The 15,706-nt window shown below is 69.2% G+C and carries 12 protein-coding genes and 1 pseudogene; 7 read left to right on the top strand and 6 right to left on the bottom strand.

All coding sequences use genetic code 11. The features are described 5' to 3' along the window. The 4 genes and pseudogenes from ACYVK5_RS23840 to manA form a co-directional block, all read right to left on the bottom strand. Nucleotides 1-192, bottom strand: a pseudogene (locus ACYVK5_RS23840) (hypothetical protein); the annotation flags it as partial. Nucleotides 193-242: 50 nt separating this feature from the next. Further along, nucleotides 243-683, bottom strand: a complete 441-nt coding sequence (locus ACYVK5_RS23835; RefSeq protein WP_460708469.1) for a helix-turn-helix domain-containing protein — start codon at nucleotides 681-683, stop codon at nucleotides 243-245. A gap of 39 nt (nucleotides 684-722) precedes the next feature. Next, nucleotides 723-2,051, bottom strand: a complete 1,329-nt coding sequence (locus ACYVK5_RS23830) for a glycosyltransferase (RefSeq protein ID WP_460708468.1) — start codon at nucleotides 2,049-2,051, stop codon at nucleotides 723-725. A gap of 225 nt (nucleotides 2,052-2,276) precedes the next feature. Next, nucleotides 2,277-3,500 carry a mannose-6-phosphate isomerase, class I gene (gene manA / locus ACYVK5_RS23825; protein WP_460708467.1) on the bottom strand — a complete coding sequence of 408 codons (1,224 nt, stop codon included), beginning with the start codon at nucleotides 3,498-3,500 and terminating at the stop codon, nucleotides 2,277-2,279. A gap of 145 nt (nucleotides 3,501-3,645) precedes the next feature. On the opposite strand from manA, the gene ACYVK5_RS23820 reads away from it, so the two are divergent. The 4 genes from ACYVK5_RS23820 to ACYVK5_RS23805 all read left to right on the top strand — a co-directional run bounded on the left by ACYVK5_RS23820 (nucleotide 3,646) and on the right by ACYVK5_RS23805 (nucleotide 7,800). Then, nucleotides 3,646-5,076: a phosphomannomutase/phosphoglucomutase gene (locus tag ACYVK5_RS23820; RefSeq protein ID WP_460708466.1), complete on the top strand. Its 1,431-nt coding sequence runs from the start codon at nucleotides 3,646-3,648 to the stop codon at nucleotides 5,074-5,076. 5 nt (nucleotides 5,077-5,081) lie between these two features. Beyond that, nucleotides 5,082-5,300, top strand: coding sequence for a Trm112 family protein (locus ACYVK5_RS23815; RefSeq protein WP_460708465.1), 219 nt, complete (start codon nucleotides 5,082-5,084; stop codon nucleotides 5,298-5,300). 137 nt (nucleotides 5,301-5,437) lie between these two features. After that, complete coding sequence (locus ACYVK5_RS23810) at nucleotides 5,438-6,400, top strand: glycosyltransferase family 2 protein (RefSeq protein ID WP_460708464.1); 963 nt, start codon at nucleotides 5,438-5,440, stop codon at nucleotides 6,398-6,400. Next, nucleotides 6,400-7,800, top strand: coding sequence for a polysialyltransferase family glycosyltransferase (locus tag ACYVK5_RS23805; RefSeq protein WP_460708463.1), 1,401 nt, complete (start codon nucleotides 6,400-6,402; stop codon nucleotides 7,798-7,800). Before ACYVK5_RS23810 ends, ACYVK5_RS23805 begins: the two co-directional genes overlap by 1 nt. Before the next feature lie 105 nt (nucleotides 7,801-7,905). On the opposite strand, the gene ACYVK5_RS23800 is transcribed toward ACYVK5_RS23805, so the two are convergent. After that, nucleotides 7,906-9,975: an acyltransferase family protein gene (locus ACYVK5_RS23800; RefSeq protein ID WP_460708462.1), complete on the bottom strand. Its 2,070-nt coding sequence runs from the start codon at nucleotides 9,973-9,975 to the stop codon at nucleotides 7,906-7,908. Nucleotides 9,976-10,049: 74 nt separating this feature from the next. Beyond that, the gene (locus ACYVK5_RS23795; protein ID WP_460708461.1) at nucleotides 10,050-12,272 is read right to left on the bottom strand and encodes a polysaccharide pyruvyl transferase family protein; all 2,223 of its coding nucleotides are present in this window, start codon (nucleotides 12,270-12,272) and stop codon (nucleotides 10,050-10,052) included. 153 nt (nucleotides 12,273-12,425) lie between these two features. Here ACYVK5_RS23795 and ACYVK5_RS23790 point away from each other — a divergent pair, with 153 nt between their 5' ends. From ACYVK5_RS23790 to ACYVK5_RS23780, 3 genes are read left to right on the top strand one after another with little or no spacing between them, the layout of a single operon-like run. Beyond that, a complete protein-coding gene (locus ACYVK5_RS23790) occupies nucleotides 12,426-13,667 on the top strand; it encodes a cytidylyltransferase domain-containing protein (RefSeq protein WP_460708460.1) in 1,242 nt (413 codons plus the stop codon). A gap of 59 nt (nucleotides 13,668-13,726) precedes the next feature. Next, entirely contained in the window at nucleotides 13,727-14,620 is an 894-nt protein-coding gene (locus ACYVK5_RS23785; protein WP_460708459.1) for an N-acetylneuraminate synthase family protein, read from the top strand. Nucleotides 14,621-14,650: 30 nt separating this feature from the next. After that, complete coding sequence (locus tag ACYVK5_RS23780) at nucleotides 14,651-15,679, top strand: glycosyltransferase (RefSeq protein WP_460708458.1); 1,029 nt, start codon at nucleotides 14,651-14,653, stop codon at nucleotides 15,677-15,679. The last annotated feature ends 27 nt before the right edge of the window (nucleotides 15,680-15,706 follow it).

The raw sequence follows: 15,706 nt of genomic DNA, 5'->3' as shown, positions 1-15,706 counted from the left end.
CCGCGAGGCACGACTGCCAGACCAAGCAAAATCACGCCTCCACGGTTTCAAGGGATTGCCAGCCGGGGTGCCGGGCCGGGCAGGCTCGGGGTCACGGACCTGCCCGAGGAGCTGGAGCGGCTTCTCGTCCATACACACCACCGGGAACTTCTCGTCCAGGGGGCGGGCGTAGACGGCCAGCACGTCCTCCATGTTCGCGACGAACTCGCCGTTGGCCTTGGGCGGGATCGTCCAACAGGCCTTCAGGTGCGGCTTGAGCGCCCCCTTTTCAGAACCCGCCCGATGGTGGAGTGGTCCAGATCCGGCACGCCCTCAAGCAAAACGACGTGCTTCTCCAGCAGCCGCAACGACCACCGCGCATACCCCGCCGGCGGGGCCGAGCACGCCAGCGCGATGACCCGCGCCTCGACCTCACCAGTCACCTTCGGCTCCACCGGCGGCCTGGCGCGCTTCTTACGCCCGATCACCGCGTCCACATCCCCGACCTCGACCCACCGGGCCGCGAGTTTGGCCAGGAAATCGATCGAGACCTCCAGCCGAGCCGCGACCTCGGCACGCACCGGCACCGTCCCGCCCGACTCGTCCAGCGCCAGCAACGCCCGCGCCCGCATGACCGCCCGCGCCGGGCTGACCCCCTTGGAGACCACCGCCCGCAACCGCGCCCGCTGCTCCTCCTCCAGCACTACCGCATGAGCCCGCACACGAGCCACGTCCCACTCCCGTCACCTGCACCGATATCGACGAAGGTAAGACATACCAGACATCAAGCCGCGACGGTCTACTAGGCGATAGCCGTGCTCGCCGCCCTGCCACGGCTTGAATCGTCCCGTGAAGTGCAGGACCTTGACGTCCCCGGGCAATCGCTCACCCGGCTTGGTCGCCCGCTTCACCCAGTTCAGCTCACGGCCGAGACGCTCGTACCCGCCGTCGAGTACCGCGGTCAGCACGCCCTGGTCGTGCCGTTCCAGCTCGTACTCGCCAGATTCCCCGATGGCGTCGATGCGCGCGACGAACTCGTCGGACATGCAGGTGCTGTCGAACACCATGAGCCCGCTGTTCAGCTTGCGGCCGCCGTCCGAGTCGAAGTACTGCGGCACCGCCGCGAACGCGGACGTGCCATCGAACAGATGGCCGATGTCCCCGAGCATCACCATGTCCGTGTCCAGCGTGACGACCCTCTCGTAGCGCAGGTGACGGAACGCTTCCAGGATGAGGTAGGCCTTGACGTAGAGATAGTTGGCCGAGTCACCTTTGACGTACGACAGATACGGAGCCGGGTCGACGCGCACGAATCGAAGGGCCGGGCACAGCAGGCGAGCACGAAGGACGTTGTGCGGATTCAGGCCGTCATGCAACACGACGACATCGGTGTCCTTCACGGCGTTCGTGAGAAGGAGGCTCTTCAGGAGAGTCAGGAAGCCCTCGAAGTAGTTGTCGTCCACGAATGCGGCATAGGCCTTCCGGTGAACGGCCGGGCCGTCGTCCGGCACACTCCCCGCGAGCGTCAGCGCGGCCGCCTTCACGGCGGGATCCTTCGGAGTGGAGGAGGCGCGCCGCAACAGCGGGAGCACGTCGGAGCGATCGACCTCACCGAGCAGCGCCCTCGCAGCGGCAAGATGCAGCGCGGGCTTCAGTCCGCGCCCCGCATTCCGTGCCTCTCTCCGGAGGCGAGCCGCCCGCCGGCGCGAACGGTCCGTGAGGTCCGTGACGGCAGCGGCGTCCTGGTGGACGCCGGCGAGCAGCGATGCGGCGCGGGCCGCAAGCTCCGGATGGTCACGGACCAGGTCCCTGCCAACCGAGAGCAGCGTGTCGACCGTCCTGGCGGCCGACGCGTGCCAGGCCACGTGCCCCGCGTCGACCGCCACGCGGCGGGAGAGCTCCGCCGATTCCTCGGACGTGGTGGTCTGGAGCCCGAGTATCCGGCGCGTGAGACGGATGTTCGGCCACGATGCGCTCGGGGCGATCCGGACGGCGAGGATGCCCACGTCACGGAGGAAGTCGACGAACTCCTGGTTGGCCGCAAGGTGCGGGCCGGTGACATCGGCCCGCACGGACGGCTTTCGTCTCAAGAATGCCATTGGTGCTTGCGCTCTCCCGTGCGGGTCCTGATTGGTCGGGACCGGACATGCCCCGGGGTCCGGGCGACGCGTTCGCCGGCCACGCCAGGCCGCCGGGGCGTCATCGTAGCGCAGCGCCGCGGGAGCACATCGACAGGCGGAACCCCCACCCCCGGGGGGTCGCGGCGCGAGGTGGCGAGGCCGTCCGCGAGGCGAACATCAGGGCACGGACGCACAGACGAGGCTCCCGGTCCCGGCTGCCGTCAGCCGGCCCGCCGAGTGCGGGACGAACACGGCATCGCCCTGGGTCATCGCCGTCGTCGACCCGTTCTCGCAGACGAGATCGATCGCGCCGTCGAGCACGAGCACGATGCGCGGGCCGTCGTGCGGCAGTGTCACGTTCTCGTCGGAGGTGACGCTCGCCGTGCTCAGCACGAACTCGTCCACGGGAGCGCGGAACGTGTGGATCTGCCCGTGGCGGCCGGCGGTCGTACGCTCGGGCACGGCGGGCGGTCGCGGGGCGAACGAGGTGCAACGGACGAGAGCATCGGCGTCCACGAGCTTGGTGGTCAGTCCGGCGCGCAGGACGTTGTCCGAGCTCGCCATGATCTCGATGCCGACCCCCGAGAGGTACGCGTGGACCTCGGCGGCCGGGGTGAAAAGCGCCTCACCCGGTTCCAGCGTCACGCGATTCATCAGCAGGGAGGCGATCGCACCCGGATCACCGGGGTGCTGCTCGGCGAGGTCGACGACGGTCCGGTCGGCGCGCTCGTACGGAGACCCGGCATCCAGGCGCCGTTCGATCGACACGACCGTGGCGGCGATGTCCGCCGCGCAGCCCGCGTCCTGCCGCGCGGCCAGCAGGTGTTCCATGGCCTCGCGGAGACCCTCCGGCGATGGGTCCCGGCGCAGCGTCCGGGAGATCGAGTCGACCAGCTTCCCGTCCAGACCGTCCAGGAGCTTCAGGATCGTGTGGGCGGCCCGCAGGCCCGCGAGTGCCTCGAACTGGGTCAGCGCGACGAGCATCTCGGGCTTGTGCTGGTCGTCGTGGAACGAACGTTGTGACGATCCGATGGCGATCCCGTCACGGTTCTCCTGGTCGAACCCCTGGCGGGCCGCGTGCGGTTCCGGGTGCACCTGGAGCGACAGAGCCTGGTCCGCCGCCAGGACCTTGAGCAGGAAGGGCAGCCGAGGGCCGAACCTGTCGGTGACGCGGCGGCCGAGCATCCGTTCCGGGTCCTGCCGCACCAGTTCGTCCAGGGGCATGTCACCGTCGCCGGTGGCCGCCAGGGACGGCGCACTCGCATGCGCGCCGAGCCACATCTCGGCGGCCGGGCTGCCGTCCGGTTCGGTCCCGAGGAGGCGAGGGATGGCGTCGGTGGAGCCCCAGGCGTACGGCTGGACGGTGTTGGCCAGCCGGAGGGAGCGGTCGAGAGTCAGCACGGGAAGATCGTAGGTCGTCCTGGTGCCCGGCATCGAGCGGGTGCGTGGAGATCCGGTCGGCGCGGCGGAAGCGTCTTCACGCCGCCGGGTCCACCGGCAGGTCACCGGCGGGCCGGGAGGCTCCGGCCCGCAGTACAGTTACGGCGTGTCCACCGACCTCACCCAGATCATCAAGGCGTACGACGTCCGTGGGATCGTGCCGGACCAGCTCTCGCCCGACGTGGCGCGCGCGATCGGGGCCGCGTTCGCGCGAGTGGTCGTGCCGGCCGGCACGCGGCCCGGCGTCGTCGTCGGGCGCGACATGCGTGCCTCCGGCCCGGACCTCGTCGCCGCGTTCGCCGACGGCGTGACCGCGGCCGGAGCCGACGTCGTGGACATCGGACTGTGCTCCACGGACGGTCTCTACCATGCTTCCGGCGTGCTGAACCTTCCCGGCGCGATGTTCACCGCCAGTCACAACCCGGCCGACTACAACGGCATCAAGCTCTGCCGCGCCGCCGCGGCGCCTGTGGGTCAGGAGACCGGCCTCGCCGAGATACGCGAGCTCGCCCAGGCCTACCTGGACGGCGAGTTCCCGGAGCCCGTCGCCGAGCGCGGCACGGTGGCGGGACGGGACATGCTCGCCGACTACGCGGGCTTCCTGCGCGACCTGGTCGATCTTTCGGGCGTCCGCGAGCTCAAGGTCGTCGTCGACGCCGGCAACGGCATGGGCGGCCTGACCGTCCCGGCGGTTCTCGGTGCCGCGGCAGGACTGCCGGAACTGCCGCTGGAGATCGTGCCGCTGTACTTCGAGCTGGACGGCTCGTTCCCCAACCACGAGGCCAATCCTCTCGAACCGAAGAACCTGCTGGACCTCCAGACCGCCGTCGTCGCCAACGGCGCGGACATCGGGCTCGCGTTCGACGGCGATGCCGACCGCTGCTTCGTGGTGGACGAGAAGGGTGTTCTGGTCTCGCCGTCGGCCGTCACCGCCTTGGTGGGGATGCGTGAGGTCGAGAAGGAGAAGAACGAGGGCCGCGACGCGACCGTGGTCCACAACCTCATCACGTCGCGCGCCGTGCCGGACTTCCTCGGCGCGGCGGGCGCGACGACGGTTCGCACGCGTGTCGGGCACTCGTTCATCAAGGCGCGGATGGCCGAGCACCGTGCGGTGTTCGGCGGAGAGCACAGCGGGCACTACTACTTTCGCGACTTCTTCTACGCCGATACGGGCATGCTCGCCGCGATGCACGTGCTGCAGGCCCTCGGCGGCCAGGACAACGCATTGAGCGCGCTGGGTGAGATGTACGAGCCGTACGTCGCGTCGGGCGAGATCAATCTGCGCGTCGCGGACGTCCCGGCCGCGCGGGCTCGTGTGTACGAGGCGTACGCGGCCGAGGAGGTCGAGGTCGACGAGCTCGACGGCCTGACGATCTCCCACTGGGACGGCCATCCGCAGTGGTGGTTCAACCTGCGCGCGTCGAACACGGAGCCGCTGCTGCGACTCAATGTCGAGGCCGCGGACGACGACATGATGGAAAAGGTGCGCGACGACGTCCTGTTGCTCGTGCGCGCGGACAGCCTGGAGCAGAGGTGAGCGGCGTGACGAGCGATGTGGGGACGACGCCGGAGGGCGACGACGGCCTGGCCGGCTGGGTGCGTGACATCCTGCGCTGCCCCGTCACAGGTGCGACGCTCATCGACGGAACCAGCCCCGACGGCGAGCCGGAACTGCACTCGACGGCATCGGAGCGGCCCCTGGCGTACCCGGTGCGAGGGGGGATCCCCGTGCTGCTGGAGTCCGACGCGCGGGAACTGTGAGCGCGAGCAATCGCCGTGATAGCGTGCTCGATAGTTCGTTCGCCGGTCTGCGAACCCGGCCCTCCGTGGCCGTCGGGCGGCCCTGTGCATCTGCGGATCAGCACCAGGAGCCAAGGCTAAAGTATCTGGATGGAGCCGTGACAATCCTCAGTGTAATCGTGCCGGTGTACAACGCTGCGGATTTCTTACCAAATTGCCTGGCAACGATCCGCGCTAATCGGCGGGATGGTTTTCAGTTCATCATCATTGATGACCATTCCGACGACGAGACGCCAGAGATCCTGGGGCGTGCGGCTGAGGCCATGCCGTGGCTCACCCTCCTGCGGAATCCTGAGAATTCCGGTGTGGCCAAGAGCCGGAACATCGCGCTGACTCATGCCGAGGGACGCTACCTGACCTACCTCGACGCGGATGACTGGTATCTGCCGGGCCATCTGGGCCTGCTGCTCGATGCGCACCGCTCGCTGGGCGTCGACTTCGTCCGCACCGATCACGTGCGGGTCAACGGGATGAGCCGGAGCGTCCAGCGCGCCCCGGACGGTGAGCGCGACGTCGTCGTGCATCCGACGTCCCAGATCGGGGCCCCTGGTTCGCGATCGATGGTGGACTATCCCTTCCTCTGGGCCGGGATGTACGACAGGGAACGGATCGCGCCGGAGCTGTTCGCGTTCGACGAATCGCTCCGGACCGCTGCCGACCGGCCGTGGTTCTGGCGTCTGCATCTGAACACCGAGTCCACGGCGGTGCTGGATCTCAAGGGCTATTTCTATCGCAAGGACGTGAATCCGACCGCGCTGACACAGGCCGGGAATCGCAATACGCTCCACTTCCTGGACGCCTACGCCGGGATCCGTGACCTCGCCATCGGCTCCGGGAACACCGCCTATATCGACAAGGCGGCGTACGGGGCGTGCCGCATCGTCTCGTTCCACGTGTCGATGCGTGCCCGCCTCACCCCCGACCTGCAGAGCGAGCTCTTCCGGCGCTCGTCGGCGTTCCTCAACTCGTTCCCGGCCGATGCGATCGGTCATGCACTCAGGCACTTCCGGATGGCGGAGCGGATCGTGCTGAAGAAGATCCTGCAGATGGAGGCTCGCTGATGGACCAGTTGTTTGTCGCGCCGACCTTCATGGCGGCGGCGAGCATGGCGGCTGCCCTGGATGCGGGGCTCTACCCCGATCTCGGTCGTTCTGTCCTCATGGTGACGAATAACGCCAAGATTCCTGAGATCGCCCCGAGCTTGGCGGAGCAGCCGGGGTTCGACACGATCGCCGCACGGTTCGACGACGTCGTGCACCTCAACGAGATCATCTTCCCGTACCACCCGCGTGCCTGGAACCCGCCGCGCAAGAAGTACGGATCGTGGCGCGAGTCCTTCGACGAAGCCCTCGGCCTCGAGGAAGGCTTCGGCATCACGTTGCAGTCGTTGCCGGTGCGTCCCTCGAGCACCCTGACGAAGCTGTTTCCCGACTCGCCCGTCGACGTCGTCTCCGATGGGCTGATGAGCTACGGACCGACGCGTAAGGGAATCCGGCCGAGCGTCGCGGAGCGGCTCAACCGACTGCTCTACCTGGACCTGGCGGCAGGCCTGCGTCCGGTGCTGCTGAGCGAGCACGAGATCTCGACGGTCGTCCTTTCCGCGGATGCGTTCCGCGCGGTCGTGCAGGAGTACGGGAAGGCGGCGCTGCAGGACGGCGCGCCGGAGTCCATGTTCTCCGGGCACGTCGACTCGATCATGCTGGGGCAGTATCTCGCGGCGCTCGACCTGCTCACGGAGCGCCAGGAGGAAGAACTCCATCTGGACTTCCTCCGGGCCGCTGCCCAGCTCGGCCACGAGAAGGTCGCGTTCAAGCCGCATCCGAGCGCACCGCCGACGTTCACCCACCGGCTGCTCGAGCTGGCTGAGGACCTCGACGTGTCGCTGACGGTGCTGGACACCCCTGTCCCGGTCGAGGTGCTGTACGAGAGGCTGCGGCCGAAGGCCGCGATCGGCTGCTTCTCGACGGGGCTCTCGACCGCCGTGGAGACCTACGGCATGGAGGGCTATACCGTCGGCGTGGACCTGCTTCTCGCCGAACTGCCCAAGTTCGAGGACAGCAACCGGATTCCCCTCGTCATCACCGACGTCCGGCTGAACCGGGTCGACCTGCACGACGGCCGCATCTCGGTGCGGCCTCCGTGTGACACGGATGTCCAGGCGCTGGTGGAGGAGGTCGCGCGTGCGATGCAGCCGACACGGTTCCCCGACAGCGGCCCGGGCCGGCGCGAGGAACTCCTGGAGGCGGCGCCCTGGGCGGAGAAGTACTTCGTCGTTCCCGTCCCAGGTGGCGGGACGGGAGAAGAGGACGACGGGGAGCCTGCCCCGACGCTGGCGCAGCGCTCACTGATGGAGCGCGCCCAGAGGCGCTTGAAGCGAGAGGCATGGAGGGCGGCCCGCCGCAGCCGGAAGGTTCGTGAGGCGCTCGACGTCCGCCGGGCCCTGGCGTTCCGGCCGGAGTGACGCCCTGGTGGCGCCCGCCGGCCCGACGGCCGCGGCCGGGCGCCGAGAAGGCCGGGATTCGCTGAATCCAGCGAATCCCGGCTTCCTTCTCGTCCGTCCCTGACGTCAGCGGCCTGAGCGCTGTATCGCGGCCGCGAACGGCTGAATCTGCTCTTCCAGCCAGGGCTCGAGCGTCGTGGCGAAGGTGTCCGTGACGTGGCTGCTCGAGTCACGGTAGACGTAGACGGAACCGACGACCGCCGGACAGAACGAGTCCGTGCAGAACCGGTCGGTCAGGTTGACGAGGGTGACGCCGCTGGTGTCGCGTGCGGCCGCGGTGAGGTACTCGGGCTGCTCGAACGCGACGTCGATGGATACCCCGCAGTCGGCCGACTCGTCCGGCGTGGTCACGCACTCACGGGCGGCGGTCGGCATCACCGGCGTGTCGACAAGTACCGCGACGGGGAGGCCGGCTGCCGTCAGCTGTTCCCAGCGCTGCCGGTACCCGCCCACGGCGACACCGCGGTCACGGTCGCCGTCGGAACCGGCGAAGTTGTAGCCGGCCCGGGAGGAGGTGATGACACCGTCGTAGCCGGATTCGAGGATCCGTCGCAGGACCTCCTCGTTCCACGTAATGCATGTCGCGCGGTCGAAGGTGTCCTCCAGAGCGGCGACGGCGGTGCTGAACGGGCAGGCACCCTTGAAGTACAAGGTGATGTCCCAGCCTCGCTCCTTCCCGATGGCGTCGAGAGGCGTCGCCCACTGGGCGACGTGGGAATCGCCGACCAGGGCGAGCCGCACGGCTCCGTCGTCGTCGCCCAGGGTGCATTCCTTGACCCCCTCGGCCTCCGGCTGCACCCGGCATCTGTCGCCGTAGACGGGCGGGAGGTCGTCCGGTGCGACCTCGGGTTCGGGCACGACCTTGTCGATGTCAGGTGTGCAGAGGATCCCGTTGTCCTGGATGGCCGCGGCCCCGAAGCACGGATCGTTGATGGCCTGGGCGACCACCTGCTCGTCGGCACGTTCCTGGGCGGCGAGGGACGACAGGCCGATCCCGGGAGCGGCCACGGCGACCGCCGTCGCGCCGGCGAGCGCCGCGAACGTCACGCGCGGCTTCCGGGCGCGGAGGTACGAGGACGCCCGGAAGGGATCCTCCACGTACTTCTTCGTGAGCCAGGCGAGGAAGAGGGTTCCGGCGAGAATCAGGATCTTGTGCGGCCAGGACAACGTGCCCACGACATACGGCAGGATCACGATCGGCGGCCAGTGCCACAGGTAGATCGAGTAGGAGTAGTCACCGAGCCACTGCACCGGACGAAGTTCGTAGAACCGCGTCGGTGCCAGCGGATGCTCCGACTCCCCGGCCAGGACCACGAGCAGAACGCCGGCGATCGGCAGGAGGGCCGCCACACCCGGGAAGGGCGTCGTGGCGCCGTAGGCGAACGCGGAGACCACCAGCATGGCGATCCCCGCCCACGCGGTCGCCGCCGAGAGCGGGCGGTGTCGCGCCAGCGTCACCGGTATGAAGGCGAGCAGTGCGCCGGCGCCGAACTGCCAGGCGCGCGTCGGCGTGACGAAGTACGCCGACGCGGGGTCCAGCGACGTGAGCACGATGCCGTAGGCCAGCGACGCGGCCGTGACGAGCGCGAGGACAAGGAAGATCGATGCCCGCCCGGTGCGGCCGGTACGGCGGGCGAACCACAGAGACGCGACGATCAGCAGCGGCCAGACGAGATAGAACTGTTCCTCGACGCTGAGGGACCAGTAGTGCTGGACCGGTGAGGCGGCGTTCTCCGCCGCCAGGTAGTCGACCGCCTGAGCGGCGAGAGACCAGTTCAGGAAGTAGAACGTCGCCGCGACGCTGTCCGAGAGAAAGGTCTGCCACGCCCCACGGGGCAGCAGGAGCAGCACACCGACCGCCGACACGATGATGACCAGGAGGGACGCGGGCAGGAGCCGACGAACGCGGCGGGCCCAGAACTTCGGGAGATCGACCGTGCCGGTCCTGTCCGTCTCGCGCAGCAGGTGCGCCGTGATCAGGAAGCCGGAGATCGCGAAGAACGCGTCGACACCGATGTACCCACCCGGCATGTGTATCGGCCAGAGGTGGAACAGAACGACCGCCATGACGGCGAAGGCGCGCAGCGCCTGGATATCAGCCCTCACACCGTTCGCGGGGGCATTTCGGGTGGACAATTGGATGTTTACCTTCCGGGCATTGGCGCCAGCCGTGAGCGTGGCGACGGACTGTGGTGAAGTGTGGTCGACTCTCAGCGGATTCCGATGAGCTGTGCGGCGTCGAGCACGCGCTCGAGCAGTGGCTGCTGAAGCCCGGCGATATCGGAGCGAATCTCTGACTCGCGGCCGAGGGCGTCGAACGTGCGTTCCAGCAGGACGTCGGCAAGGTGTGGCTCATCGACCTCGACGGCCCACTCCGGCCGTCCGATGTCCTCCAGGAAGTAGCGGACCTTGGGGTGCGACACGATGCCCAGAACCGGCGTGCCGAGACCGAACGAGACCATCGTGGCGTGGCCTCGCATACCGATGGTGAGGGAGGCGTTCCGGTACGTCGCGAGCGCCTCGTCGAGTCCCAGCCGGTAGAGACGTTCGACGTCGAGCGTGAGATCGTGCTCCGCGCCGAGGTCCTGGACGAACTGCTCGTCACTTGTCAGGTGCGCGGCCAGCGCGACATCGGCGCCTCCGCTCCGGAGCCGCCGCACGTACTCGGCCATCGCCGTCAGGAACTCGGGATACCTGGTGCCGAAGCGGCGGGCACTCCGGTCGTAGGCCACGTTGAGCAGGACCTGGTGGCTCCGGGCACTGGCCGGCGTGCCGGCCGCCGGCGGCCGGACGCGGTCCAGGACCGTCGTGGCGCACGGCACCCAGCAGACCTTCTCGTGCAGCGAGGCCGGCAGCATGTCGCGGACGCGCTCGATGGATCCGTGGTTCCGCAGGCCGATGAACCGCGCATGCTCGGCGAGTGCCAGGAGGTTGTTCCTGAAGAGTGATCCCGGGAAGAACTGCCCCGGGAAGAGGTTGTAGCCGACGCCGAAGAGCGCCGTCGGGACCTTGATGCGCGGGATGACGTCGGTCCCGATGTTCCATTGCCACCCCGAGTTCCCGTTCGGTGCCGTGTCGGGAAGGAAGAGGCCACCACCGCCGACGACGACGGCCCGCTGGGCGTTGAGGCGTTCGAGCTGGGCCTCGTCCACGACCTGATGCGCGTGGAACGGGCGCCACGCGATATCGGGGACCACGCGCTCGATGCTCGCTCTGGCCGCGACGGTGAGCGCGACGTCCCCGAAATTGCCGCCCTCTGCCACGTGGAACGCAACGTGCGCGACCCCGCCGGGAACCGCGTTCGAGTGGTCGTCGCGCTGAGCGTCACGCAGTTGTGCGAGCAGACGGCTCGCGGAGCGCGCGACCTGTGGGGGGCGTGTGACGCGTGACGCCCGCGCGATCCCTTCGTCGTACCGGTGCTCGACCCAGTCCAGGCGGGCGGCTGCGACGAGCGCCCGCCCGGTCCGGGACGGAGGGCCCGAGACGAGACCCAGGACGTCTCGCGCGTCGTCGTAGCGGCTCCGGGCCGACAGCAGTCGTCCGATCAGGAAGAGCGCCGTGGCGTCCCGGAGCAGGCCGGCCGGCGGCTCCGTCGTCAGGCCGGTCAGCGCATCGGCGAAGTCGGCGTCGTGGGCACGTTCCTGGGCGTGTGTCAGCCGCCGGGTGATGTCCGCCGCCGTCCCTGGATGAGCGGTCCGGGACGCGGCGGTGCGGAAGGCAGGGAGGACAGGACGCACGGGCGTCATGGTGCCGTCGTGGACCGCCTCGACGACGAGCGTCTCGACGGCGGTGACGAGCTCGGCTCCGTGCCGGATCCGCCGGCACGCGTCGTGGACGTGTTCCGTGGCCTCGGTCAACGGAAGGTTCTCCGAGATGCTCGTGCGCAGGTCGGCCCAGGAACGCTCCAGCCTGACGCGACGGTCGACCAGGCTCCTGAGCTCGGCGGGTTCCTGCGCGGCGCCCCGGGCGGCGAGGCGCCAGTGCTTCCGGGCGGCGGGCCAGTTGGCGCTCGCAGCCTCCAGGAGGCCGAGGAGGTCCCTGGCGCGTGGGCTCCGGGGGCGCTCGTCGACGAGCGACGCGACCAGGACGCGCGCTTCGGTCAGTGCCTCTTCGTCGATCGCGGCGTCGGCGAGCGCAAGGGCAGCGCCGAATGTGCCGGCGTGCCGGCTCCAGCGGACGCGGCCGGTGGAGACGGCATACCAGCCCAGACCGTCGTCGCCCGCGATCCGGTCCAGAACGGCCTCCCGGCAGCGTGCGGTGCCCGGGGAGAGATCCGGGACCGCGAGCACCGCGGACGCGAAGGCGCGGTTGACGAGTGCGCGGGCGCGTCTCTCCGGGTCGTTCCCCGGGAGCGTTCTACCGACGTTGACGAGCGCGGCCGCGGCACGTGAGTACCGTCGGCGTAGGCGACGTCGGAGGGACGGTGAGGACATGTGCGGGGCTCCGGGGCGAAAGGGGTGCAGCCGGGGGGAACGCTACAGTAGGCGGGGGCATCCGGGTCTCCGGAATCCGACCCGTCGCGGAGACGACCGGCCGTTCCAGGGGGTTCCCCCGCCATCATCCAAACAAAAGTCTTCGAGGACAGAATGTCAAACCAGGCCGCGCCATCGGCGATCGTCATCATCCCTGCTCGCGGCGGTTCACAGGGGGTTCCGCTGAAGAACCTCGCCCGCATCGATGGCATCACGCTGGTCGGCAGAGCGGTCCGCGCGGCGATGGCCGCGCCGTCGGTGGCGTCCGTCATCGTCTCCACCGACCATGAGGGGATCGCCACCGAGGCCAAATCCCATGGAGCACGTGTCGTGACCCGTCCTGCCGAGATCGCGGGCAGTACCGCGTCGTCCGAATCGGCGCTCCTGCACGTGCTGGAGCGCGTCGAAGCGGGTGACGGTGGGCTGCCGCCCGAAGGAATTCCTCCCGTCACCGTCCTCGTGCAGTGCACCTCGCCGTTCATCGACTCCGAGGACCTGGACGCGGCGATCCGGCGTGTGACAGCGGGCGAGAAGGACGTCGTCGTCGCCGTCGCCGAGACCCACGACTTCCAGTGGCGGCTCGACGACGGCGTGGCCAGCCCGGTCGGTCACACCACCGACTATCGTCCGCGCCGGCAGGACCGCGCTCCGCATTTCCGTGAGACCGGCGCTTTCTACGTGATGCGGACGGACGGATTTCGTGAAGGCGGCAAGCGGTTCTTCGGCGAGGTGGGTATCCAGCCCGTCGCTCCGGAGTGGTCGATCGAGATCGACGAACCGGGCGATCTCCGGCTGGCACGGCAGCTCGTGGACCAGGACGTCGACTCGGCGTCCCAGCCGATCGACGTGGACGCCCTGGTGACGGACTTCGACGGCGTCCACACGGACGACCACGCCTACGTGGACCAGGACGGGACGGAACAAGTTCGCGTGAGCCGCGGCGACGGGATGGGCGTGGCGCGGTTGCGGCGCGCCGGCGTGCCGATGCTGATCCTGTCCACGGAGACCAACAAGGTCGTTGCCTCCCGGGCGGACAAGCTCCGGATCGAGGTGCTCCACGGGATCGACGACAAGGCCGCTGCGCTGCGAGGATGGCTCGCCGAGCGGGGGCTCGATCCCGCGCGGGTGGCGTACGTCGGAAATGACGTGAACGACCTTCCCGCGATGGCCGTCGTCGGCTGGCCCGTGGCGGTCGCCGATGCCCGTGGTGAGGTGAAGGCACAGGCCAGGATCGTGCTTTCACATAACGGCGGGAACGGTGCCGTTCGTGAGATCTGTGACCGTATACTCGCTGGGCGTCCGGGTGAGGTTGCAGCCGCAACTACGGGTGCCCCCCACACGACCGCCGTCGGCTAGTCTTCGGCGGAAACCGCACGAGCACAAACCTGAGCACGACCCCTTCGGAAGGATCTGTTATGAGCGCGACGAACGCGCAGCCCGCGCCGGTGAGCATCGGCGAGCACTTGGTGGGCCCGGGGCAGCCGGTCTATGTGATCGGCGAGATCGGGATCAACCACAACGGTGACGTCGAGAACGCCAAGAAGCTCATCGACGTGGCGGTAGAGGCCGGCTGCCAAGCCGTCAAGTTCCAGAAGCGCACCCCGGAGATCAGCACTCCGAAGGACCAGCGGGACAAGATCCGTCAGACGCCCTGGGGCGAGATGACGTACCTCGAGTACAAGTACAAGGTCGAGTTCGAGGAGCCCGAGTACACCGAGATCGACGCGTACGCCAAGGAGAAGGGCATCCAGTGGTTCGCCTCTCCGTGGGACGCGCCCTCGGTGGAGTTCCTCGAGAAGATGAACGTGCCGACCTACAAGGTCGCCTCGGCCTCGGTCACGGACCACGAGATGCTCCAGGCGCTGGCTGACACGGGCAAGCCGGTCATCCTGTCCACGGGGATGTCGACGCTCGAGCAGATCGACGCCGCTGTGGAGATCCTCGGCACGGACAAGCTCGTCATCCTGCACGCGACGTCCACGTACCCGCTTCCGCCGGAGGAGGCGAACCTGCGCACGATCACGACGCTGCAGGAGCGTTACGGCGTGCCGGTGGGGTACTCGGGCCACGAGACCGGGCTGCAGATCTCGATCGCCGCCGTGGCGCTGGGCGCCGTCGCGGTCGAGCGTCACATCACGCTGGACCGCGCCATGTGGGGTTCGGACCACGCGTCCTCGCTCGAGCCGAAGGGGCTGGAGAACCTGGTCCGCGACATCCGGATCCTGGAGAAGGCCCTGGGCGACGGCGAGAAGCGCGTCATGCCGGGCGAGTTCTCGCCGATGTCGCGCCTGCGCCGGGTGGACGCTTGAGTTCACCGGTCGCGGCGCCAGGAAGGCGCCATGGCTGAGCACGAGCCGGACGTCGCCGTCGTGGCGTGCGTCCGGGACGAGGAGCTCAACCTGGAGAACGCGGTGCGCTCCGCCCTCGGCCAGGACTACTCGGGGAAACTCGACGTGGTCCTGGCCGTGGGGCCGTCCCACGACCGCACCCGCGAGATCGCCGACAAGCTCGCAGCGGAGCACCCGCAGGTACACGTCGTGGACAACCCGACCGGCTCCCGGTCGATCGGGCTGAACCTCGCTTTCGCGGCGGCGCCGCCGGATCGCGAGATCATCGTGCGGGTCGACGGCCACACCGCGTTCGAGCCCGACTACGTGCGTCGCGGCGTCGCGGCGCTCCTGAAGGCCGGCGCCGTGGGCGTCGGTGGCCTCATGTCGCCGTCAGGGCAGACACCGACCCAGCGCGCGGTGGCCCGGGCGATGAGTCATCCGGTCGGCCTGGGGCAGGCGTCCTTCCACGTAGGTGGTGAGGCGGGGCCCGCCGAGACCGTCTACCTGGGGATCTTCCGCCGGAGCGCGGTCGACGAGGTCGGCGGCTACGACCCGACGATCTTCCGTGCCGAGGACTGGGAGCTGTGCCTGCGCCTGCGGCGCGCGGGCGGCCTGCTCTGGTTCGAGCCGTCGCTCGTGGTGACGTACTGGCCGCGCCGCACCTTCGGAGCCGTGGCCAAGCAGTTCTGGCGCACCGGGATGTGGCGCCGCGAGGTCGTGCGACGTGAGCCGACGACGGCGAGCGCACGGTACCTGGCACCACCGGCAGCCTTGCTGGCCCTCGGGGTGAGCGTGCCGACGATCGTGGCGGGCTTGCTCCTGGGTTCGGCCTGGGTCCTGCTGGCGGGCCTGGTCGCCCCGGTGACCTACGCGGCGGTGGTGCTTGCCGGTACGGCGCACGCGGCACGACGGCGACCCCGTCTGCCGCTTCGCTCGGCCCTCTTGCTCCCGCCCGTCGTGGTGACCATGCACATGGCATGGGGCGCCGGGTTCCTGCGCGGCCTCACTGCCCGCGCTGCCGTCGACCACCGAGCCTGATCCGCTCGGTGGCCGACGGCAGTGCGG

It is taken from the genome of Myceligenerans halotolerans (assembly GCF_054782975.1).
This window is presented reverse-complemented; position numbering and strand designations above follow the sequence as displayed.